General features: G+C 67.8%; 18 protein-coding genes. 4 read left to right on the forward strand and 14 right to left on the reverse strand.

The window, feature by feature from the left end; translation table 11 throughout:
• Positions 1 to 9: 9 nt before the first annotated feature.
• The 3 genes from rsmD to ACQPYH_RS30630 are packed head-to-tail and all read right to left on the reverse strand — an operon-like array spanning position 10 to position 4,489.
• Entirely contained in the window at positions 10 to 570 is a 561-nt protein-coding gene (gene rsmD, locus ACQPYH_RS30620; RefSeq protein WP_432878294.1) for a 16S rRNA (guanine(966)-N(2))-methyltransferase RsmD, read from the reverse strand.
• Entirely contained in the window at positions 567 to 2,816 is a 2,250-nt protein-coding gene (gene recG / locus ACQPYH_RS30625) for an ATP-dependent DNA helicase RecG (RefSeq protein ID WP_432878296.1), read from the reverse strand. The genes rsmD and recG overlap by 4 nt, the downstream gene beginning before the upstream one ends.
• The gene (locus tag ACQPYH_RS30630; protein ID WP_432878299.1) at positions 2,813 to 4,489 is read right to left on the reverse strand and encodes a DAK2 domain-containing protein; all 1,677 of its coding nucleotides are present in this window, start codon (positions 4,487 to 4,489) and stop codon (positions 2,813 to 2,815) included. Before ACQPYH_RS30630 ends, recG begins: the two co-directional genes overlap by 4 nt.
• Before the next feature lie 37 nt (positions 4,490 to 4,526).
• Between ACQPYH_RS30630 and ACQPYH_RS30635 the strand changes: the two genes are divergently transcribed.
• Positions 4,527 to 5,543, forward strand: coding sequence for an SAM-dependent methyltransferase (locus ACQPYH_RS30635; RefSeq protein WP_432878301.1), 1,017 nt, complete (start codon positions 4,527 to 4,529; stop codon positions 5,541 to 5,543).
• A gap of 61 nt (positions 5,544 to 5,604) precedes the next feature.
• Here ACQPYH_RS30635 and rpmB read toward each other — a convergent pair whose 3' ends face one another.
• The 5 genes from rpmB to ACQPYH_RS30660 form a co-directional block, all read right to left on the reverse strand.
• Entirely contained in the window at positions 5,605 to 5,826 is a 222-nt protein-coding gene (gene rpmB, locus ACQPYH_RS30640; RefSeq protein WP_130449155.1) for a 50S ribosomal protein L28, read from the reverse strand.
• Positions 5,827 to 5,896: 70 nt separating this feature from the next.
• The gene (locus ACQPYH_RS30645) at positions 5,897 to 7,885 is read right to left on the reverse strand and encodes an aldo/keto reductase (protein ID WP_432878304.1); all 1,989 of its coding nucleotides are present in this window, start codon (positions 7,883 to 7,885) and stop codon (positions 5,897 to 5,899) included.
• A 44-nt stretch (positions 7,886 to 7,929) separates the two neighbouring features.
• Complete coding sequence (locus ACQPYH_RS30650) at positions 7,930 to 8,757, reverse strand: carbohydrate ABC transporter permease (protein WP_130449151.1); 828 nt, start codon at positions 8,755 to 8,757, stop codon at positions 7,930 to 7,932.
• Complete coding sequence (locus ACQPYH_RS30655; protein WP_432878307.1) at positions 8,747 to 9,775, reverse strand: carbohydrate ABC transporter permease; 1,029 nt, start codon at positions 9,773 to 9,775, stop codon at positions 8,747 to 8,749. The genes ACQPYH_RS30650 and ACQPYH_RS30655 overlap by 11 nt, the downstream gene beginning before the upstream one ends.
• Position 9,776: 1 nt before the next feature.
• Positions 9,777 to 11,057, reverse strand: a complete 1,281-nt coding sequence (locus ACQPYH_RS30660; protein ID WP_432878310.1) for an ABC transporter substrate-binding protein — start codon at positions 11,055 to 11,057, stop codon at positions 9,777 to 9,779.
• A 119-nt stretch (positions 11,058 to 11,176) separates the two neighbouring features.
• Here ACQPYH_RS30660 and ACQPYH_RS30665 point away from each other — a divergent pair, with 119 nt between their 5' ends.
• The 3 genes from ACQPYH_RS30665 (at position 11,177) to ACQPYH_RS30675 (ending at position 15,856) form a co-directional block, all read left to right on the forward strand.
• Positions 11,177 to 11,797 carry an HAD family hydrolase gene (locus tag ACQPYH_RS30665; RefSeq protein WP_432878312.1) on the forward strand — a complete coding sequence of 207 codons (621 nt, stop codon included), beginning with the start codon at positions 11,177 to 11,179 and terminating at the stop codon, positions 11,795 to 11,797.
• 87 nt (positions 11,798 to 11,884) lie between these two features.
• Positions 11,885 to 13,531, forward strand: a complete 1,647-nt coding sequence (locus tag ACQPYH_RS30670; protein ID WP_432878315.1) for a GxGYxYP domain-containing protein — start codon at positions 11,885 to 11,887, stop codon at positions 13,529 to 13,531.
• A 126-nt stretch (positions 13,532 to 13,657) separates the two neighbouring features.
• A complete protein-coding gene (locus ACQPYH_RS30675; RefSeq protein ID WP_432878317.1) occupies positions 13,658 to 15,856 on the forward strand; it encodes a DUF222 domain-containing protein in 2,199 nt (732 codons plus the stop codon).
• A gap of 1,168 nt (positions 15,857 to 17,024) precedes the next feature.
• Here ACQPYH_RS30675 and ACQPYH_RS30680 read toward each other — a convergent pair.
• The 6 genes from ACQPYH_RS30680 to ACQPYH_RS30705 all read right to left on the reverse strand — a co-directional run bounded on the left by ACQPYH_RS30680 (position 17,025) and on the right by ACQPYH_RS30705 (position 21,452).
• Positions 17,025 to 17,768 carry a peptidoglycan-binding protein gene (locus ACQPYH_RS30680; protein ID WP_432878319.1) on the reverse strand — a complete coding sequence of 248 codons (744 nt, stop codon included), beginning with the start codon at positions 17,766 to 17,768 and terminating at the stop codon, positions 17,025 to 17,027.
• Positions 17,765 to 17,977, reverse strand: coding sequence for a hypothetical protein (locus ACQPYH_RS30685; protein WP_432878321.1), 213 nt, complete (start codon positions 17,975 to 17,977; stop codon positions 17,765 to 17,767). Before ACQPYH_RS30685 ends, ACQPYH_RS30680 begins: the two co-directional genes overlap by 4 nt.
• 133 nt (positions 17,978 to 18,110) lie before the next feature.
• Positions 18,111 to 18,593, reverse strand: coding sequence for a GNAT family N-acetyltransferase (locus ACQPYH_RS30690; protein WP_432878323.1), 483 nt, complete (start codon positions 18,591 to 18,593; stop codon positions 18,111 to 18,113).
• Positions 18,594 to 18,719: 126 nt separating this feature from the next.
• The gene (locus ACQPYH_RS30695; RefSeq protein WP_432878326.1) at positions 18,720 to 19,553 is read right to left on the reverse strand and encodes an SMP-30/gluconolactonase/LRE family protein; all 834 of its coding nucleotides are present in this window, start codon (positions 19,551 to 19,553) and stop codon (positions 18,720 to 18,722) included.
• Positions 19,554 to 19,590: 37 nt separating this feature from the next.
• Complete coding sequence (locus tag ACQPYH_RS30700; RefSeq protein ID WP_432878329.1) at positions 19,591 to 20,835, reverse strand: MFS transporter; 1,245 nt, start codon at positions 20,833 to 20,835, stop codon at positions 19,591 to 19,593.
• On the reverse strand, positions 20,832 to 21,452 hold the full coding sequence (locus tag ACQPYH_RS30705) for an HAD-IA family hydrolase (protein ID WP_432878331.1): 621 nt from the start codon (positions 21,450 to 21,452) through the stop codon (positions 20,832 to 20,834). Before ACQPYH_RS30705 ends, ACQPYH_RS30700 begins: the two co-directional genes overlap by 4 nt.
• Between the last annotated feature and the right edge of the window lie 34 nt (positions 21,453 to 21,486).

Raw genomic sequence — 21,486 nt, forward strand, 5'->3', positions numbered from 1 at the left:
CGGCGAGCCCTAGCCATGCCGGTGACCGTACCAAAGCCGGGCCTCGCCGTACTTGCGGTCCCGCAGCGCGGCGAACCCCTCCGGCCACTCCCACGGCTCCCGCTTGCCCCGCTCGACGACCACCACGGCGTCGTCCGCGAGCCACCCGCGCTCGGCCAGGTCCGTCAGGATGTCCTGCAGCTCGGTGGTCTCCAGCTTGTACGGCGGGTCCGCGAAGACCAGGTCGAACGCGGCCGGAACCTCACCCGCAGTGATCTTTTCCACCGGGCGTGTCACGAGCTTCACGCCGGGCATGCCCACGACCTTGATGTTGGCCGCGATCACGTCGGCGGCCCGCCGGTCCGACTCGACCAGCATCACATTCGCGGCACCACGGGACAGTGCTTCGAGCCCGATCGCGCCGGATCCGGCGTACAGATCCAGCACGGCCAGCCCGTCGAAGCTGCCGAACTCCGACTCCAGCGACGAGAACAGCGCCTCCCGCACCCGGTCCGCGGTCGGCCGCGTCCCGCTCCCCGCCGGTACGGCGATCCGCCGGCCGCCGGCCGCTCCCCCGACGATCCGACTCACGTCTTCTCCAGGTATTCGGTGGTCTCGGACTCCAGAGCCGCCCGGACGACGGCTTTGAGCGACGGGTATTCGGCGAGGTCCACGTCGACCGACACGATCGAGTTCGCGACATGGCGGGCGGCGAGGATGACGTCCTCGTCCCGGAGCACGCTGAGCAGCTTCAGGCTGGTCCGCCGCCCCGACTGCGCCACGCCCAGTACGTCGCCCTCGCGCCTCGTCTCCAGGTCGATCCGGGACAGCTCGAAGCCGTCCGTCGTGGACGCGACCGCATCGAGTCGCCCGTACGAGCGCGAACCCGGCCACAGGTCCGTGACCAGCAGGCACAAGCCGGGCACCTTGCCCCGCCCGACCCGGCCGCGGAGCTGGTGCAGCTGCGAGATGCCGAACCGGTCGGCGTCCATGATCACCATCGTCGAGGCGTTCGGTACGTCGACACCGACCTCGATCACCGTCGTCGCGATCAGTACGTCGATCTCGCCGGCCGCGAACCGCGACATCACAGCGTCCTTCTCGTCGGCCGGCAGCCGCCCGTGCAGGATCTCGACGCGTAGGTCGTGCAGGATCTCGCCCAGCGCCTCGGCCACCTGCATGACCGAGATCGGCGGGCGGGCCTGCTGCTTCTTGCCGCCGGCCTGTTCTTCCTCGCCGGCCGCGAACTCGCCTTCCTCGTCACCGGCGTTCTTGACGTCGTCCCCGATCCGCGGGCACACGACGTACACCTGGTGCCCCTTGCCGACCTCCTCGCGGACCCGGTTCCAGGCGCGCTGCAGCCACTCGGGCTTCTCCTTGGCGGGGACGACCGAGGACTGGATCGGCGAACGCCCGGCCGGGAGCTGGGTCAGTGTCGAGACCGCGAGGTCTCCGAACACCGTCATCGCCACGGTCCGCGGGATCGGCGTCGCCGTCATCACCAGCACGTGCGGGGTGTTGTCGCCGGACTTCGCACTCAACGCGGCCCGCTGCTCGACGCCGAACCGGTGCTGCTCGTCGACCACGACAAGCCCGAGATCCGCGAACTGCACCTTGTCCTCGAGCAGCGCATGCGTCCCCACGACGATCCCCGCGGCCCCGCTGGCCGCATCGAGCATCGCCGTACGGCGGCCTGCTGCGTTCAGCGAGCCGGTCAGCAGACCGATCTTGGTGGCATGCTCCGCCCCGCCGAGCATCCCCTGCTCCGCCAGGTCGCCGAGCATCTTCGTCAGCGTCTTGTGGTGCTGCACGGCCAGCACTTCGGTCGGAGCCAGCAGCGCCGCCTGACCGCCGTTGTCGACCACGGAGAGCATCGCCCGCAGCGCGACCACGGTCTTGCCGGAGCCGACCTCACCTTGCAGCAGCCGGTGCATCGGGTGCGGACGGGCCAGGTCGGCGAAGATCTCCTCCCCCACCTCGGCCTGTCCCTCGGTCAGCTCGAACGGCAACCGCTGGTCGAACTCGTCGAGCAGACCGCCCTCGACGCGCGGCCGCGGTACGGCGTTCAGCGCGTCCGTCACCGCGCGCCGCTGGGCGAGGATCGTTTGCATCACCAACGCTTCCTCGAACCGGAACCGTTGCTGGGCGTCGTGAATGTCCTTCTCGGTGTCCGGAAGATGCACCAGCTGCAGGGCTTCGCGCAGGCCGAGCAGCTTCTCGTTGCGCAGGATCAGGTCCGGGATCGGGTCGTCGAGCCGCTCGTCCAGGCTGTCCAGCACGATCTTCACCGACCGCTCGATCGTTGCGGTGGGCAACTTCGCGGTCGCCGGGTAGAGCGGGCGGAACGGCCGGGCCCGGCGCTCGATCTCGGCCTCGGTCAGATCCTCCTCGTCGAGGATCTCGGTGCCGGGATTCTTCAGCTGCATGGTGGTGCGGAACATCGTCACCTCGCCCCAGAACAGGGCGGAGGTGCCGGGGGTGAGCTTCGTCAGGAGCCAGGGCTGGTTGAAGAACGCCGCTTCCAGGTCGTTGCGGCCGTCGGTGACGACGACCTTGGTGATCGTCCGCCGCTTGCGGAACTTGTGCACCTCGTCCGGCCTGATCTCGACCTTGCTGTCCAGCGAGCGGGCGGTGACCTTCTTGACCCGCCCGTTGACGGTGGCCTGGTCGCCGACCTCGAGCTCGTCGAACGGGGTCAGCTCGCCCTTCTTCAGGTACCGCCGCGGGTAATGGCGCAGCAGCTCGCCGACGGTCTCGATCTCGAGCACGTCGGCGAAGGTCTTGGCCGTCTTCGCCCCGAGGAAGTCGCGGAGCTTGCGGTCGATGTCGGTCCTCATTCCACCCCGATCAGCAACGGGTACCTGTCCTGCCCTCCGTCGTACACCATGACGTCGACATCTTTGCGTTGCCGGCGCACGTGCCGCTCCACCGCCTCGGCGAGCGCCGGGTCCGCGTCCCGGCCGGTGACGATCGTGAGCAGCTCGCCTCCGCCGCCGAGCAGCCGGTCGACGACGGCGACCGCGGCCGTCTCCAAGTCTTCCGTGATCAGCGCGAAGTCCCCGTCGACCACGCCCAGCGCGTCGCCGATCCGGCACCGGCCGGCCATCGTCCAGGCGTCCTTGATCGCGATGGTCACCGCGCCGTGCCGGGTCTGCCCGGCGGCTGCCGACAGGTGTACGACGTCGTCGTCGAAGCTGCGCTCCGGGTCGTGGACAGCGATCGCGGCCAGGCCCTGGACCTGCGCGCGGGTCGGGATCACCGCGACCCGGATGCCGTCCTGGCGGGCGGCGGTGGCGGCGGCCTCGGCGACGGCGATCGAGTCCTGGTCGTTGGGCAGGATCACGATCTCGGGCGCCTGGGACTGCTCGATCGCCTGCAGCAGTTCGCCGGTCGAGCAGCGCCGGCCGGGGCCGCCGCGGATGACCCGGGCGCCGGCCTCGGCGTACAGGTCGGCCAGTCCGTCGCCTGCGACGACGGCGATCACGGCGCGGCCCGGGGCGGGCTCGTGGTGGTGGATCTGGTCGGCGAAGTGGGTGACGCGGATGCGGTGCGGGCGCCCGATGTCGATGCCGTGCTCGATCGCGGCGCCGACGTCGTCGGTGTGGACGTGTACGTTCCAGAGCCCGTCGCCGCCGACCACGACGACCGAGTCGCCGAGCGCGGCCAGGCTCTGCCGGAAGTCGCCGACCTTGTCGTCGGGCGCGTCGAGCAGATACATCACCTCGTACGCCGGTCCGTCCTGGCTCTCGGCGCTCTCGCCCTGCGGTTCGACCCTGGCGGGCACATCCACGCGCACGTGGCGCCCGGTCAGCACCGACTCCATCGCGCCGAGGATCACCACCAGGCCGGCTCCCCCGGCGTCGACGACGCCTGCGCGCCGGAGTACGTCGAGCTGTTCTGTGGTCTTGGTGAGGGCCTGCCGGGCGGAGGCGACCGCGGCGAGGCAGACGTCGGCGAGGGTCTTGCCGTCGTTGGCCGCGGTCATCGCTCCGGTCGCGGCGGCGCGGGCGACGGTGAGCATCGTGCCTTCGACGGGTTGGGCGACCGCGCCGTACGCGGCGTCGGCGGCGTACCTCAGCGCGTCGGCGAAGGCAGCGGGTTCACTCATCCGAACGTCCGCCAGTACCCCGTCGGCGAGATCCGCTCGGCCGGCGCCGTCGGCGCGGTGGGCGCCGTCGGCTCGGCCAGCCGCGTCGGCGCGGTTGCGGGGGAGGTTTTCGTTGAGGCGGTTGCCGCAGGCGCGGATGAGCTGGGAGGTGATGACGCCGGAGTTGCCGCGGGCGCCGAGGAGGGCGCCGCGGCCGAAGGCCTGGATCGCCTCGGTGAAGGTCAGCTCGCCCTTGGGCAGGGCGTCGCAGGCGGCTTCCCAGGTCAGGTAGAGGTTGGTGCCGGTGTCGCCGTCCGGCACCGGGTACACGTTCAGTTCGTCGATCTCGGTCCGGGCCCGCGCCAGCTCCGCCAGCGCCGTCCGCGCCCAGGCCCGCAACACCTCGACCGTCAATTCCTCCACGCCCGGAAGGTTAGTACGGGTCCGCTTACCATGTGCTGTGCCTCGCTCCGTGCTGTTCTCGTTCGCGTCCGACAGTTACCGGTACGCGGTCCGGGAGATCCGGGAGGAGTTTCCGGGTGAGCACCGGTTCGAGCGGCTCGGGGCCGAGGTGGCCCGGCTGGCCGACACAGCTGTTCCGGTCGAGGAGTTCGCGGCGGCGTGTGACGAAGGCCGCATCATGTTCGTCCGGCATCTGACCCGCGAGATCGCCGGCTACCCGTTGGACGACCTGCCGACCGAGCCCGAGCTCGCGACGACGCTGCTCGAGGAGATCGCAGCGCTTGAGGGGAGCACGGCCAAGTCGGTCGCGGTGCAGACCTGGGTCGACGGCACCGGGAGCTCCCACCACCACCTGATCGTCGAAGCGCTGGCCGGCCGCGGGGTGACGAGTACCCGGTCCGGCCAGGACGTCGTCGTGTCCGGCATCGCAGTCGGCAAGCAACTGCTGATCGGCGTGAACCGGCTGGCCGACAGCTTGTCGGACTGGCCGGGTGGGCGGATGCGGCTGGCTCGTGGGGACGAGCGCGTGTCGCGGTCGGAGTTCAAGCTCGAGGAGGCGATCGCGACCTTCGGGCTGGATCTGCCGGCCGGCGGGAAGGCGGTCGACCTAGGGGCCTCGCCGGGCGGCTGGACGCGGATTCTGCGGCAGCACGGGCAAGAGGTGTGGTCTGTGGACCCCGGTTCGCTGGACCCGCGACTGCGGGGCGATCGGCGGATCCACCACGAGGCGACGACCGCGGGCCGCTTCTTCGCGGCGAACCGGGTCCGCTTCGACGTGGTGGTCAACGACATGCGCATGGACCAGCTCATGAGCGCCCGGATGATGCTCGATGCGGCGGCTCAGCTACGCCGCGGCGGGCTGGCGATCGTCACGTTGAAGGGTGGCGGCAAGAACCCGCTCGACGGCGCGCGGCGCGGGATCGACGTACTCCGCGAGCAGTACGACGTACTGCATGCTCGTCAGCTCCACCACAACCGCAACGAGATCACCGTCGTTGCGCGCAAACACGAATAGGCGCCCGGGAGGTTGTCCCGGGCGCCTTTCGAAAGGCCCTACACGGAGTAAAAGCTGGGGATCAGCCGACGACGCGCTGGACCTTGCCGGCCTTGATGCAGGACGTGCAGACCTTCAGCTTGGTCGGGGTGCCCTTGATGAGCGCCCGGACCGGCTGGATGTTGGGGTTGAACCGCCGGGGCGTGCGAGCCTTGACCCGGCGGATCATCGCGCCCTTACCCAAGCGGGCAACGCTGTTGCCGAACGTCGGCTGCTTGCCGCAGACATCGCACTTCTTAGACATGATTCTCCGTGTTCAGGGTCGACACCGACAGACCATGTTACATGGGTGTCAGCGAGCCACCAATTCGGCTTCAGGACGTGAGGTAGGCCACTTCGTCCTCGGTCAACGACACCGAAAGTCCCGGTGTCGAGGTGCGGGTTTCGCTGATGTGACGCGGCCCGATCAGCGGAAATACAGGATACGGCTGGTGCAGCAGCCACGCCAAAGCGATGGCCGTCGGCTCGACTCCCTTGGCCTTCGCGAGCTCCCGCGCGCGGTCCAGCCGGCGGAAGTTCTCGTCGGAGTAGAAGCAGCGCACGAGCTCGGCGTCGGAGGTGTCTTCCGGCTTGGCCCGGCCGGTGAAGAAGCCGCGGGCCTGGCTCGACCACGGGAACAGCGCGACCTGCCGTTCGCGCAGCCACGCCTGCGATTCGTCGTCGGACACATGCCGGCAGCCGGCCCACGGTACGTCGTACGCGCGGGCGAGGCTGAGGTGGTTGCTGAGCAGCGTGAACGGCTGCTTGCTGTTGGCCTCGGCGTACGCGTTCGCCTCGTCGAAACGTTCCAGCGACCAGTTGGAGCCACCGAACGCCTTGATCCGGCCGGCTTTGAAGTGCTCGTCGAGGACATCGACGAATTCCGAAACCGGGATCTCTTCGTTGTCGCGGTGCATCAGGTACAGGTCGACGTGGTCGGTCTGCAGCCGTTCGAGGCTTTCGTGCAGCTGGCGGGTGATCGACTCAGGGTCGCAGTGCGGCGTGTGCGCACCCTTGCCGATCACAACGACCTCGTCCCGGTTGCCGCGGGACTTCATCCACTGCCCGAGCAGCTTCTCGCCGCGTCCGCCGCCGTAGATGTACGCCGTGTCGAACGTCGTACCGCCGCGCTCGACGAAGTCGTCGAAGATCACCGCGCCGTGCGGCAGCGTCTGCTGGTTGTCGACGCCCATGACGAGCCGGGACACCTGCTTGTCGAGGCCGGGCACCTTGCCGTAGGTCATCGGGGCGTCGTCGCGCCGGGTCAGCGGGCGCCCGGTCGCGGTCGGGATGATGGCGTCGTCCCGCTCGCTCGCGTACTGCTGCCCGATCGCGGCCCGCCACTGGTCCTGGACGGTGAGGTTGCCGAGCGTGTCGGCCCAGCTCATCTCCGGGGCTTCCTTCGCCCCGGCCTGGATCGCCGCCTGCACCGCTTCGGCCTCGGCCGCGTAGATGAGGGCCGGCTCCGCGGAGATGTCCCGCGGCTCCTCCCCCACCTTGTGCAGCGTGACGTGGTTCGGCTTGCCGTCGCCGCCGAACCACGGGTCCTCGACGACGAGGTACCCCTCGCTGCCGAAGATCCGGACCTGGTTCTGGTCGGACAGCCGTACGCCGGTGCTGACCTGCGCGGTGACGCCGCCGTCGAAGAACAGCGTCGCGACACTCCACTCGTCGACGCCGGTCTCGCCGACATGACCGACCGCGCTCACCGCGGCCGGGTCGGCGAACGGCTGCCCGGCCGCGACACCCGCGATGAGCCGCGAGTACGAGACCGGGTAGCCGCCGACGTCGAGGATGCCGCCGCCGGCCAGTTCGTCGGCAAAGATCCGCGACTCCGGCCGGAACCCGGCCGCGAACGCGAAGGTCGCCTGGATCTGGTGGACCGTGCCGATCTCGCCGTCGCGGACGAGCTGGGCGACCAGCTTGGTCTGCGGCAGGCACCGGTACATGAACGCCTCCATCAGGAAGACGTCGTTGCGTACCGCGGCCTCGATCATCGCCTCGGACCAGGCCCGGTTGATCGCGAGCGGCTTCTCGCACAGCACGTGCTTGCCGGCCTCGGCGGTCTTGATCGCCCACTCGACGTGCATCGGGTGCGGGGTGGCGATGTAGACGGCGTCGACGGCGTCGTCGGCGAGCAGGTCGTCGTACGAACCGTGCCGGTGGGCGATGTCCCACTTGTCGGCGAAGGCGTTGGCCGAGTCGAGCGACCGGCTGCCGACGGCGACGACCTCGTTGGTCTTCGACGTCGGCACCTGGCTGGCGAACCGGGAAGCGATGTTGCCGGTGCCGATGATGCCCCAGCGGAGCGTTTGGTCAGTCAAAAGAGATCCCGTGGTTTGTTTGTGGTTTCAGGTCAGAACTTCAGTCAGAATTTCATCGCGCCTGCCGCGAGATCGGCGATGAAGGAGCGCGCGCCGATCAGGAAGACGCCGATCAGGGGGATGACGCTCATCAGGGCGCCGGCCATCACCATTGAGTAGTCGGTGCCGTAGATGCCGTTCAGTTGGTCGAGGGCGACCTGCAGGGTGAGGCGGTTCGGATCCGTCATCACGATCAGCGGCCAGAGGTAATCGTTCCAGACGTTGATGAACGTGAAAATGCCGAGGAAGGCCAGACCCGGCCGCAGTACCGGCAGGCCGACGGTGAGGTACTGCCGGAAGAATCCCGCGCCGTCGACCTTGGCGGCGGAGATGAGCTCGTCGGGGATCGCGCCCTTGGCGTACTGGCGCATCCAGAAGATCCCGAACGCGTTCGCGGCGCCGGGGATGATGAGCGCTTTCAGCGACCCGATCCAGCCGAACTCGGCCAGCGTCACGAACTGCGGCACCAGCGACAGCTGGGTCGGGATCATGAACGTCGCGAGCAGGATCGCGAACAGGACGTTCCGGCCGGGGAAGTCGTACTTCGCGAACGCGAACGCGGCGAGCGAGTCGAAGAACAGCACCAGCACGGTCACGCCTAGCGACGCGATCAGCGTGAGCAGCATCGAGCCGAAGAAGTCGATGTTGTCGAGCACCTTGCCCATGTTCTCGAACAGGTGCGATCCGATGAAGAGCTTCGGCGGATAGGTGAAGATGTCCGGCGTGGTGTTGGAGGCCATCACCACCATCCAGTAGAAGGGGAACAGCGAGACCAGGACGCCGAGCATCAGCACGACGTGGCCGACGGCGGTGCGTAGGCGCTCAACGGACATCTGCGGCCTCCCTCTTGGCATTCTGGGCTGCGATCTTGCGTTCCACCCGCCGAGCGGCGCGTCGGGTCAGGCGTTCGTCGTCGTTCCCGCCGATCAGCCGCCAGTTGATGATGCTGAACAGCACGATCAGGATGAACAGCGCCCAGCCGATCGCGGCGCCGTACCCGAACTGGTTCTTGATGAACGCCGACTGGTACAGGTACGAGACGATCGTCAGTCCGGCGTCGCCGGGGCCGCCGATACTGCTGGTATCACCGAACAGCACACGGGACTCGGTGAAGATCTGCAGTCCGCCGATGGTCGAGGTGACCGCGGTGAACAGGATGACCGGCCGCATCATCGGCACGGTGATCCGCCAGAACGTCTGCCGTGGACTCGCGCCGTCCACCTTCGCCGCTTCGTACACGTCGGCCGAGATCGCCTGGAGTCCGGCGAGGTAGATGATCGCGTTGTAGCCGACCCATCGCCAGGTGACGATGGTGGCGATCGCGATCTTGATGCCCCACGGCGACGTCAGCCAGGCGACCTGACCGACTCCGATCGATTGCAGGAACGCGTTCAGCAGGCCGAAGTTGTTGCTGAAGATCGACCCGAACACGAGGGTGATCGCGACCACCGAGGTGACGTTGGGGATGAAGTACGCGATCCGGTAGAAGGTGCGGAGCCGGGTCGCGTTGTGCAACGCGTTGGCGATCACCAGCGCGAGCAGCAGCATCGGCACGGTGGACAGCACCCAGATGATCAGCGTGTTGCCGATCGTCTTCCAGAACGTGGCGTCGGTGAGCAGGTAGTGGTACTGCTCCAGCCCGACCCATTTCATCTGCCCGATGCCGTCCCAGGAGTGGAACGAGATCCAGATCGAGAACAGCACGGGGAACGCGCCGAAGATCGCGAACAGGATGAAGAACGGCGAGACGGCGGCGTACTGCGGCAGCGCCAGCTTGTACTTGTTCGGCGGCTTCTCGCTGGTGTCGGTGGCCGGTGTGACCGCCGTGACGGCCTTGGTGGTGACAGCCATGTCAGATCGCCCCCGCTCGGGTGAGTTCGCGCTGCACCTGGCGCTGGGCGTCGGCCCAGGCCTGGTCCGGGTTCTTGCCGGCCGCCTCGACGTTCACGAGCTCAGCGCTGATCGGCGTGTCGATGACCGAGTCGAACGGCGAGAAGAAGGCGCCGGGGTACTTCTTCGCCGACTCCGCGAACACGTCGACGATCTGCTGACCGCCGAAGAACGGGTCGGGCGCCGTCAGCGTCTTGTCCGTGTACGTCGCGGGCGTGGACGGGAACAGCACCGGGTCGAGGAACGCCTGGGCCTGGTTCTTCGCCGACTCCAGCCAGCTGATGAACGCGAACGCGGCCTTGGGGTTCTTGCAGTACTTCGTGATCGCCAGGAAGGATCCGCCCCGGTTGCCGGCGCCACCAGGAGCCGCCGTCACCCGCCAGAGTCCCTTGGTCTTCGGGGCCGCGTTCTTGGGCCCGAGCTGCGCCCACCAGACGGCCGCGTTGTACGCGACGAGCTTGCCGTTGGTGACCACGGCGTTCTTGTCGGTGGAGTTCTGCGCGTTGGCCGACAGCCCTTCCTTGACCACCCGGACGGCGAGGTCGAAGGCCTGCCGGACGTGGTCCTGGTCGCCGATGTACTGCCCGTCGGCGGTCATGTAGCGCTTGGACTGCTGCGCCATCCGGTAGCTGTAGATGCCGGTGATGTTGTCGGTGATCGAGGATCCTGGCACGGCCTGCTTGAGCTTCTTGCCGAAGGCGATGTAGGTGTCCCAGTCGGGCGCCAGTTCGGCGACCGCGGCCGGGTCGATGTCGACTCCTGCCTTCTGGAGGATGTCGGTCCGGTAGAACAACGCGGTCGGGCCGGTGTCCATCGGGTAGGCCATCATCTTGCCCGTCTGGGTGATGCCCAGCTTCCACTTCCAGGGCAGGAAGTCCTTCTCCAGCTCCTTGGCGCCGAGGTCGTTGAGGTCGTGGAACTGGTCTGCGTTGGGGAAGTACGTCGCGACGTCGTCGTTGATCGCGACGATGTCCGGCACGAGCGACTTCCCGGCCAGGGCGGTCAGCACCTTGGTCTTGTAGTTGGAGCCGATCCGGGTCATCGCCAGCTTCATGCCGTCGTACCCCGGGACCGCCTTCTCCGCCTGACCGATCAGGCCGTCGTTGACAGACCCGACCCAGGTCCACATGCTGAGCTCGTTCGATCCGCCCAGTGAGCTGCGGGAGCCGCAGCCGGTGAGTCCCGCGGCGGCTGCGGCTGCGGAGCCGCCGGCCGCGAGGAAGTGCCTTCTGCTCAAGGTCATAGCCTCACCTGGCGCTTTCTGTTGGTTTTCGCCGGAAGGTGTCCAGATATGTTTACGTAGCCATTAGGTAAGCGCATACCGACTGAACCGGTCAAGGTGCCGGTGACAAGATTGGTCTCATGATGATGCGTGCCGTGACCGCCGTCCTCTTCGATGCGGATGGCGTCGTCCAGCGTCCGACCTCCGACTGGTGGTCGTCGTTGTCGTCGCTCGTCCCCGCGGATGGGGACGCCTTCGTCGCGGATCTGATGGCGGCCGAGAAGCCGTGCCTGATCGGCAAGGTCGACTTCCGGGACGCGCTGGCCGACGTACTGCGGCGCTGGAACTCGCTGGCGTCCGTGGACGAGGCGCTGGAGCCGTGGAGCTGGTTCGCCGCGGAGCCTGAGGTCGTGTCCTTGATCGGGTCGCTGCGGGCGGCCGGGGTCGGGTGCCATCTCGCGACCAACCAGCAGTCGTACCGGCGGACGATCATGCAGGACGAGCGCGGGTACGGCGCGTGGTTCGACCAGACGTTCTACTCGTGCGATCTCGGGCTGGCCAAGCCGGATCCGGCTTATTTCCGGGCGATTCTCGGGGCTTTGGACCTGCCCGCGTCGTCGGTGCTGTTCATCGACGACAACGTCGCCAACGTGACGGCTGCTTCGAGTGTGGGACTGCGGGCGGAGCTCTACGATTTGTCGGCCGGCGTACCGGCGCTGGTCGAGCTGCTTCGCCGGTATGACCTGCCGATTCCGGCCTGAGGTCTTGTGATGGAGTGACGGCTGTGGCATCGTCGCCGGTCAGTTGACAACGTAGGACATCCACCAGCCGCTCCCTGGAGGCCTCCCATGTCCGATCGCTTCACGCTCTCCCGCCGGCGCCTTCTCGGCCTCACTGCCGGGGTCGGGGTCGGGGCGGCCATTTCGCCATCACTTGCCTTCGGCTCATCAGTTGCGTCGGCGTACCCCAAAGGCCAGCGGCCGCGGTTCCTGAACGTCCTGACCGAGGACTCGCTGTCGTCCGCTGAACGGACACTCGCGACGACATTGCAGGGCCTGATGGCGCGCCGCGGCGGCGAATCCTTGTACCTGAACCTGCCGACCTTGGGCTATCAGCACTGGCTCGACGGCCTCGTCTCGCAGTACGGGGTCCGGGTGCGGACCGAAGACCTGTGGAAAACCGTCGGGCGGTCCGGCGTGCGCGGATATGTTCTCTTCCGTACAGGCACTCCGTCGGTCAACGTCGCGACCACGCTCGCCGGCGTGACGGGTGCCGTGGCAATCGAGGAAAGCTTGGAGGCAGTCGCAATCCAGCACGGATTGCACAAAGTCCTGGACGTGCGGGACAAGGACGACCGCTGGGTGTTCGAGACGTACTGGCCCCGCATGCGACACGACGTCGTGGTCGAGCAGCGCGCCGACTTCCCGGAGCGGCTCCGGGACTACGCCACGATGGCAGGGACGCTCGCCTTCTTCGACGGCAACTCGGACTTCCGCGCCGGGGTAGTCAACGCGTTGGACGACGACGGCACAGTCATCGGCTGGGGCGACGCCTCGAACGGCGAAGACGCATTCATCGGGGTCAACTCGAGCACGGGCGTAAAAGCCCTGCCCGCCGACCACGCACGCAACCTGTCCGTGCTCTCAGGAATCCAAGAGGACCACCTGAAGCAGCAAGGCCGCGCGTTCGACCCCGCCCTGCGCCCAGCGACGTCCACCGCTCAACCGACAAACGGACCACAGAGCGGAGGGGGTGGGGGGAGGGCCCTCGAACCAGCCCCGGACCCCAACACCCACTACGTGAGCTTCCTGATCACCGACGGCGACAACATCCAGTGGGCGCTCGGCGACTTCCCGACCGACCCACGCTGGTTCGGCAGCCCCCGCCGCGGTGAGGTCGACCTCGGCTGGGGCATCTCCCCCTCGCTGATCGACCTGGCCCCATCGGTCATGCGCTGGTTCTACGAACAGTCCGACAAGGACCGCTGGGTCGTCGGCCCCTCCGGCGGCGGCTACATGTACCCGAGCCGCTACCCCACCGCCGCCCTCGAGAAGCACACAGCCTCCCTGGCCAAGGCAATGGGCAGATCTGACCTCTCGGTTGCCCAGATCATCGATTTCGACGCATTCGAGAACACCCGCCTCTGGTCCTCGTACCTCAAACGCCGCGAGATCGACGGTCTGATCTACCTCGAGTACTCCCGGTACGACGGCCTCAAGGGCAAGGTGGTCTGGTCCGAAGGCAAGCCGGTCATCTCGGCTCGCACCATGCTGTGGGAAGGCCTCGACGGCGCCGACGAGGCGTCGGTGACCGCCGAACTCAACGCCGCGACCCGCAACCCGCACTCGACCGCCGGCTACTCGATCGTCGTCTGGCACGCCTGGAGCAAGTCGGTCGACAGCGTCCTGTCCGTCGTCAACAACCTCGCTCCACACGTCAAGGTCATCCCACCGGACACCCTGGTCCGCATGGTCGGCAAGTACGCCAAGCCCTAGCCTCGTTGCCCATAGCAACTACGTCGAGGTTATCCACAGATTGAAATCTGTGGATAACCTGAATCCCTTGAAATAAAGGGCTTCCGAGTTTGAGAACTGTCGGTGGCCGTGTCTAGAGTCATCGGCATGGAACTGATGGGCGAGCGACCGGCATGGTCGATGAGCGGCGCAGAAGTTGTGTCCACTCTCGACCGGCTGGATGCTGACCTCGCCCGCCGCGAAACGTACCGTCTCCAGCTGATCGCCCGGATGGACGTCCTCGAACACGCACAGGAGATCGGCGCCCACAACACCGCCCAACTGCTCGAGTTCCGCTACCGCCTGGACCGCTCCCGAGCCCTCCGCGACGTGCGCCTGGCCCGCTCCCTCGCCAAGTACGACGCCGTATCGGCCGCCCTCCCCGACCCCCACGCCGACCCAGACTCCGCCGGCAGCGACGAAACCCCCGAGGTCGTACTGCGTCCTGCGCAGGCGGAGGCAATCGTGTCAGCGCTCGACCAGGTCCCGTCAAAGATCCCAGCCGAGGACATCGCCGTAGCCGAACGCGAACTGATCGGCCTGGCCCGCCAGCTCTCCCCGTGGGAGCTACGCAAAGCCGGCGAACGCATCCGAGGCATCCTCGACACCGACGGCCCCGAACCCGAAGAACACAAGGCCTACGCCCGCGAAACACTCACCTTGACCAACGCCGACCGAGGTGTGAAGTTCCGCGGCTACCTAGCCAACGAAAACGCAGAACTCTTCCGCTCCCTCATCCACGCCGGCGCGCGCCCCCACAAAACCCTCGATGGCGACCCAGATCCCCGCTCCCGCGAAAAGCGCCAAGCCGACGCCCTAACCACCACCCTCACCATCGCCGCCACAGCCCTAGACGCCGGCACCCCCACCCCACGCACCCCTCGCCCCGCCCACACATCCTCACCCGACCAACACCCCAACACACCGCGTACGCCGGGCGCATCTAGCACGAACGACGCGACCGGAACGTCAAGCACGAGAGGCGCGTCCGGCGCAGTGGGCGGGTCCGACACAGTGGGCACGGACATCGGAACCCACACAGGCGGCAGAACCGACACGAGTCACGCGAACGGCCCGAGCACCGGAGCAAGCACGAGCGATGCAAGCGGTGCGACGCTCGACGGTGCAGGCGTCGGCCGGGGATCTGATGGAAGCCGCGGCGTACCAGGGTTCGGCGCCAAGGCGAACATCACCGTGACCATCGACCTTCAAGACCTGAAGTCTGCCGCCGCCGACGCGATCGGCGACACCGTCTACGGCGACGGCTTGTCGGCAGCCGCGATCCGGCGCCTCGCCTGCGACGCGAAAGTCATACCCCTCGTCCTCGGCACGAGCTCCGAACCACTCGACGTAGGCCGCGCCGAACGCCTTGTGACCCGAGCAATGCGGCGCGCCCTCAACACCCGCGACAAAGGCTGCGTCGTCTGCGGAGCCCCACCGATCATGTGCGACGCCCACCACCTGACCTCCTGGATCGACGGCGGCGAAACCAAGATCTCCAACCTCGTTCTACTCTGCCGCCGACACCACATAGACCTCCACGCCGGCGACTGGACCATCACCATCACCAACGGCAAAGTCCACGTATCCCGCCCCCACTGGGCAGACCCACCACCCCGCCAACGAACAAGCCCCACGCCCCCGAACGCCCCGGCACAGCCCCACGCCGCGCGCCACTCATCCACGCTCGATGACAAGCACTCGCCCACCAACACGCCCCACCACAACCGAGCCATCCAAAACCAGCCCAATCCCACGTCCGCCGACCCGTCCCGCTCCAAGCCAGCACCCCGAGACGACGCCACACCCGATCCATCCCCCAACCACATGTCCAGCGCCCAGGCGACGAACAACCGCAGGCTCGCGGAGCAGCCGTCGAACGACACCGCACCACCACGCCACCCGAGGAACGGCGTACCAACGGTGGACGCAGCAGACGATCCGGAGGCGGGTGACTGTCGTTTGACCGAGCGTTCTGTCGCGAGGGCTGCGGTTGCGTCGGTGATTCGGCGGTCTGCGCTGGGGCGTGAGCTCCTTCGGCGACGGCGGCCGGTCAAGACGCGCGGTGCCGGCAAGAGCTGTGTTGACGAGGGCAGTGATGACGAGGGGTCGACAGCCTCGTTCCGCGAGGCGGCGTACCAAGCGATCTGGGGTGAGACGCCCACGCCGCCGTCCGATCAACTGACCGCCCCTGCACAGATCTCGATCAGGGATCCCCAACCCGACGCTCCGCTCGAGCGCCGTGCCGATCCCCCAGCGACGCCGTCAGCCCATCCCGTGCCGGCTGGCCTGAACCGGGCCTCGTAGTTGGTTGCCTACAGCAACACGTCAGCAGTGCCACGCCGCGCCCGACAGCCGGACCGCATGTGGCGGCGCGGAGGTCGAGCCCGGCTGGGAATCCGACCCGGGCCAACGCGCATTGCCGTTGACACCGCCGTACGCCCGGTCTGGAGCGCAATTGCCGCAACGCTGCTCGACGCCGCCCCAGCCAGAAGCCCGGTTCGGCGTCCACCAGTGACGCCACGTAGTCGAGGAATACGCCCGCCACCTAGCTGGGCAACTCACGCCTGGGTGGATCCGCTCAGCAAACCGGCATGGGGCGAGTCCGTCGGCACGATCGCCGACCGCGCCCCGGGCACGCCCGGTCGACGCTCGTACGTTTCCGGTCACGCCACGGCCGCGTGCGTGATGGCCGGCCGAGCAACCGCGCGCGCCGCCCGGCCGGGCAAGTCCCTCGCGCTCGATGAAGATCCGACCCAGCAACCGCTCCTGGAGCGAGTCCGTCGGCACGATCGCCGACAGCACCCCGGGGCACGTCCGGTCGACGCCGAGCAACCGCGCGCGCCGCCCGGCCGGGCAAGTCCCTCGCGCTCGATGAAGGTCCGAGCCAGCTACCGCTCCTGGAGCGAGTCCGTCGGCAAGACCGGCGACAGCACCTTGGCAGACCTGGGTCGACGCAGCTGGATCCGGCCGACAACTACGCCGCCACGTCGCCCGCGATCGAGCACGCCCGTTCGGCCGTGGCGAGCAGGCGGGCTGGATGCCGGTGGCGCAGGCGGATCGTTGCGCCGCGAATGGCTGTGCGACGTTCGTCGACAAGCACGCAAGGGCTGCCCCTCCGTGCCGGCTCGCGGCGCGCGATGGGTGTGGCGCTGGGCAACGGCTCGACGTGCCGAGAGGCGCGCAGACAGGCGCGCCGAGTTGGATGCCTGCGGCGCATCAGATCGACCCCCGTTGGGAGACCGCGCGCATACGGCTGCATGCTCTGGCGCGACGATGAGCGCTCAAAGAGTGCGGCCAGGTCGTAGGACGCATCGGCAATGCGCGTCGGTCTGGATCTCGTACGTCCTGCCGTTCACCGTCCAGCGCCGACCGAGATACCCGACATCGCCGACGCCCGCCAGGGGTGAGTCCGTCGGTGAAGAGTGTCGACGGACTCACCCCAGCGCATCAAGGGTCGTGCAGCGCCCTAACCTCAGGTGCGGGGGACTTTTAGTTTGTCCCAGGTTTCGGGGCCGGGGATTCCGTCGGCGTCGCTGCCCGGTTGGGCTACTGAGCCGTGGAAGCCTAATTTTTGTTGCCAGGCTGAGTAGGACTTGAGGTCGCCGGTGCCCCAGGTGTCCTTGTTTGTTTGGGTTTCGTATTTGTTGCAGCCGACCGCGATCAGCCGCGCGTGCATTGCCGCGATGATCGGGCTCTTGCGGCCCATCACGAAGAACGACTTGCCCGGGAAGGTGACCAAGCCGGTGCGTGGTTCGGTTGAGTGGACGTACGACGGGCGCCCGTAGCCGGCGATCACGTCCGATCTGCGGGTGTGGCGGTCGCATTTGTCGTCGAAGTTGCCCTCGATGGTGTAGATGTTCGAGCCGCTGACACCGGTGACAAGGCCGACGTGGTCGATCTTTGCTTTGACGTCGGTGCCGCCCCAGTCGAAGAAGACGATGTCGCCGCGCTGGATGCCGGCGACGTCCTTGTGCCATTGGCTGTGGTTCTTGAACGCGTGGGCGTGGGCCGTGGTCAGGGCGAAGTAGCCGCCGTACGTCACCGCGTTCTGGTTGCCCGAATGCCATGCCCAGTAGCTGATCGAGGCGTCGCACCACGGAAAGTTGCCGCTGAAGGCGGAGCCGTTCTGATCGCGGTACCACTTCTGGATCTTGTTCGGCTCGCCGAGGCCGAGGTCGAGTTCGGCCTGATGGACCATGTCCTCGACGCCGCTCATGAGCCTGTGCTCCCGCTGTACTCCGGAGTGGCCGGCGGGCGACCGAAGCCACCGCGCTCGGGTGGGCCGAACTCCTCTTGCAGCAGTTCGGATTCGTCGTCGAGCCGGTGATCGAACTTCGGCTCGGTGAGCAGTCGGGCCTGCTCTTCTTGAGACATCTCGTCCGGGTCGTCCGGATACGGTCCTCCGTTGGACCGCGCGTCGTCCATGCTCACAGCTCCCCCTCAAGACGTTCGAAGCCCCCAGCCTTGATCTGTTCATCATGCTCCGGCCCAGGATGTTCGTCCACGGGCCGGAGCATGATCAGAAGCGCTCGCTCAAGCGCTTCATCGACAAGCGCGTCTAGAGCTCGCGGAAGTACACCGCGACCGGGAGTTTCACGCAGCCGAGACTCTCGTAGAAGGCACGGGCGGGCGCGTGGAAGTCGTCGCCGCCGGTGCCGATCTCGACGTACTCCGCGTGCTCGGCGCGCATCGCCTCGAAAGCGTGCTCGCACAACGCGGTCCCGGCATTCGACCGCCGGTTCGCCGCTGAGACCGCCAGCAGCGCGACCGTACCTTTCGAACGAGCCGGTTCGACGTTCCAGGCGACGTACCCGAGGAGCATGCCGTTGTCTTCGGCGATCGCGACGTACTTGTGCTGCGCCGGGTCGTGCAACCCGGCGACCTCCTGGTGGTAGTCGCCCCGCCAGTCACCGTGCTGGCGCGTGAAGATGGTCTCGCCGACCAGTGGTCGGAACGAGTCTTCGAAGAACGGCCGGAAGGTGTCGATGGTCAGGTCGATGAGCCGGGCCAGGTCAGCATCGACGTACGAACGAATCTGCATGGAGTGTGCCTCTCACAGCGAAGGTGGAATCCGGGCAGGCGTCACCGGCGCGCCGCGCGTGCGGCAGCGGCGGGCCGGTGTCAGCGCCGAGTACGCCCGGCGGCGAAGCACTCCATGCGGGGGATCCTACCGGCCGACGCTGACCGGGACGGTGAAGATCTGGCCGATGCGCGGACCGTTCTTGAGCCGGTCGAGGTTGTCGGTGATGCTGTCGTCCGGCCGCCACTCCGAGGTCAGGATGCAGAGGGTCGGGCCGTTGAAGTCGGCCAGGGTCAGTGCGAACGGCGCCCGGTACTCCGGGAGGTCGATCTGCTGCAGGATTTCGCCGCCGTCAAGGACACGGACGACGGCGTTACCGCCGGTCTGTACCCAGATCGCGCCCTCGGCGTCGAGGCAGATGCCGTCCGGGCCGAGGTTCTCGGCGAACACGCGGCGGTTCGACAACCCGCCGTCCGGCTCGACGTCGAACGCGGTCAGGCGGCCGGCGAACGACTCCGAGATCACCAGGGTCCGGCCGTCGGGCGTGAGCACCATCCCGTTCGGGAATTGGATCTCGTCCGCGACCTGGCGGACCTGACCGTCAGGCGTGACCAGCTTGATGTAGCCGGGTTTCGGCGCCTCACCGGCGGCGAAGTTGAAGTCTGCGCCGTTGAGATAGATGTTGTCGTGCGCATCCAGCACGAGTTCGTTGGCCTTCTGCTCGGCCAGGACTGTGACCGATCCGTCGGGCTCGTAGCGCCGCAGCTTCTCGCCGGTGGTGAGCATCCGGCCGTCGGCCAGCCAGTCGATGGACCAGCCCATGAGCTGTTCGACCGGCACCGGGAAGTACTCCGCTTTGCCGTCGGCGTCGACGGCGACCACCTGCTGCTCGATCCAGTTGCAGAACCACAGCCGCCCGTCGTGCCACCGGGCCGACTCGGGCATCCCGAGACCGTCCAGCAAAATCTTCGGTTCGGACATCACGTCACCTCATTCGTCGATCGGGTCGTTGCACCTCCTACACGAACGAGGTCCGGCCGGATCGACGGCTCAGCAGAAAAAGCATCGCGATCAGCGGCAGCGTCACCAGGTACGCCGTACGCAGATCAACGACTCGGGCCAGTACGGCGAGGATCGCCGGCGCGAGCAGGATCGCCGTACCTGAGGCTAGCGCGCCGACCGCGGACAGGCGGGCTGAGCTGAGGCCGGGCGTCGCGACCAGGGCGGCGAGGGTGACCGGATAGAGCGGGGCGACGCCGAGACCGGCCACGACCAGGCCGAGGGCGACGATCGCCGGGCTGTCGAACAGGCTCACCATCAAGGTGCCGCAGGCGGCGAACGCGCCGGAAGGCAGTACGGGCGACCAACTGCGCCAGCGGATCGGGCCGATCGCCCGCCCGGCCGCCATCCCGATCGGGAACGCACTCCCGAGCAAGGCAGCAGTTGCCGTTGGCAACCCGGTGGCCACCAACCGCGCCACCGCCCACACCACGAAACAGAACTCGACCGAGACCGACAGCACGACTCGCAGCCAGCCGATCCCCACATCCATGACAACCTGCCGCCCCACGCGCCCTCGCCACTTCCGCCCTAGCCCAACCGCCGGCGCAGAATCGATCAACACCGCCACGGGCGGCTCCACGCGCCCATCGACCTGTCGAAACGGCTGGTCCGCGCGTCGGCCGACGGCGGACCCAACGGGGCTCGAGCGGCGGGTGAGAACGGCGAGGAGGAGCAGGGGTGGCGCGGCGGCGAGCATGGCTAGGCGACCACTGGGTCCGAGACCGTCGATGGCGCCGATGGCGAGTGGTGCGAGGATGCCTGTCCCGCTGGCGACCGCGTTAACGCGGCTGAGTCGCACTGCGGCTGTTGGTCCGTTGAGCATGAGCGGTGCGACCAGTGTGAGCATCGCCCCGCCCAGTCCGACGCACAGCGTGCCTGCGATGACGACGGCGTACGCCGGGGCGACCGCGATCAGCACCGCGCCGAACGCGCAGACAACTGAGCCGAACGCCATGGCCGTCGGCATCGACCACGACCGCAGCAACCGCGGTCCGATCAGCGCGACAACTACCAGCCCGACCGCGAAACCCGACGACAACAGCGCCAGCCGAGCCGGCGGCTCGTCGAGGTCGCGGGCAAGGATCGCGACGCACGCGCCGAGGCCGGCCAGCACGAACCCCATCGCCGACAGCGCGATGCCGATCCGGACCTCTTCGCCGCGAGTCCCGGATTCCGCACGCGCCTCCGTGCCCGCAGTCATTCCGAGCCTTTGAACAGCCTGCCGAGCTGGTGCAGGTCAGCCAGCTCGATGTCAGCAGCAATGCCCTTCAGACCAGCAGTCAGCGCGCCAGAAGCCCGCCCCGCCGTCAGACCGACCACGGTGTCCTCGACGACCAAGCACCGCACAGCCGGTACGCCGAGGAGCTCAGCAGCGCGCAGGTATCCCTCGGGATCCGGCTTGCCACGCTTGACGTCGTCGAGCGTGACGAGGATCGACGGCGAAATCCCGACCGCGCCCAGCCGGACCTTCGCCAGCCGGGTCGAGGCACTCGTATAGACCGCCCACGGCAGACCCATCTGATCCAGCAGCGCAGTCAGCTCGAGCGCGCCCGGCGTGGCCACGACATCGGACACGTCGTCGCACTCGATATCCAGCACCCGCGCGACCGCGGCCGCACGCTCAGCCAGCGAGAGGTCGGGCCGCATCCGCGTGATGGTCGCCTCGGCGGGGCTCCCGTGCGCGATCGCGAGCACGTCGGCGACCGGTACGCCGTACTCCGTCGCCCAGCGGCTCCAGCTCCGGTCGACGACTGCATCGGAATCGACCAGGGTGCCGTCCATGTCGAACAGGACGGCGCGGATGTCCCGGATCTCCATGACCTTTCCTCCCATTAAACTCGTCCCACGAGCA

The organism is Kribbella sp. CA-245084, assembly GCF_050942355.1.
In the GTDB taxonomy this organism is placed as follows: Bacteria; Actinomycetota; Actinomycetes; order Propionibacteriales; family Kribbellaceae; genus Kribbella.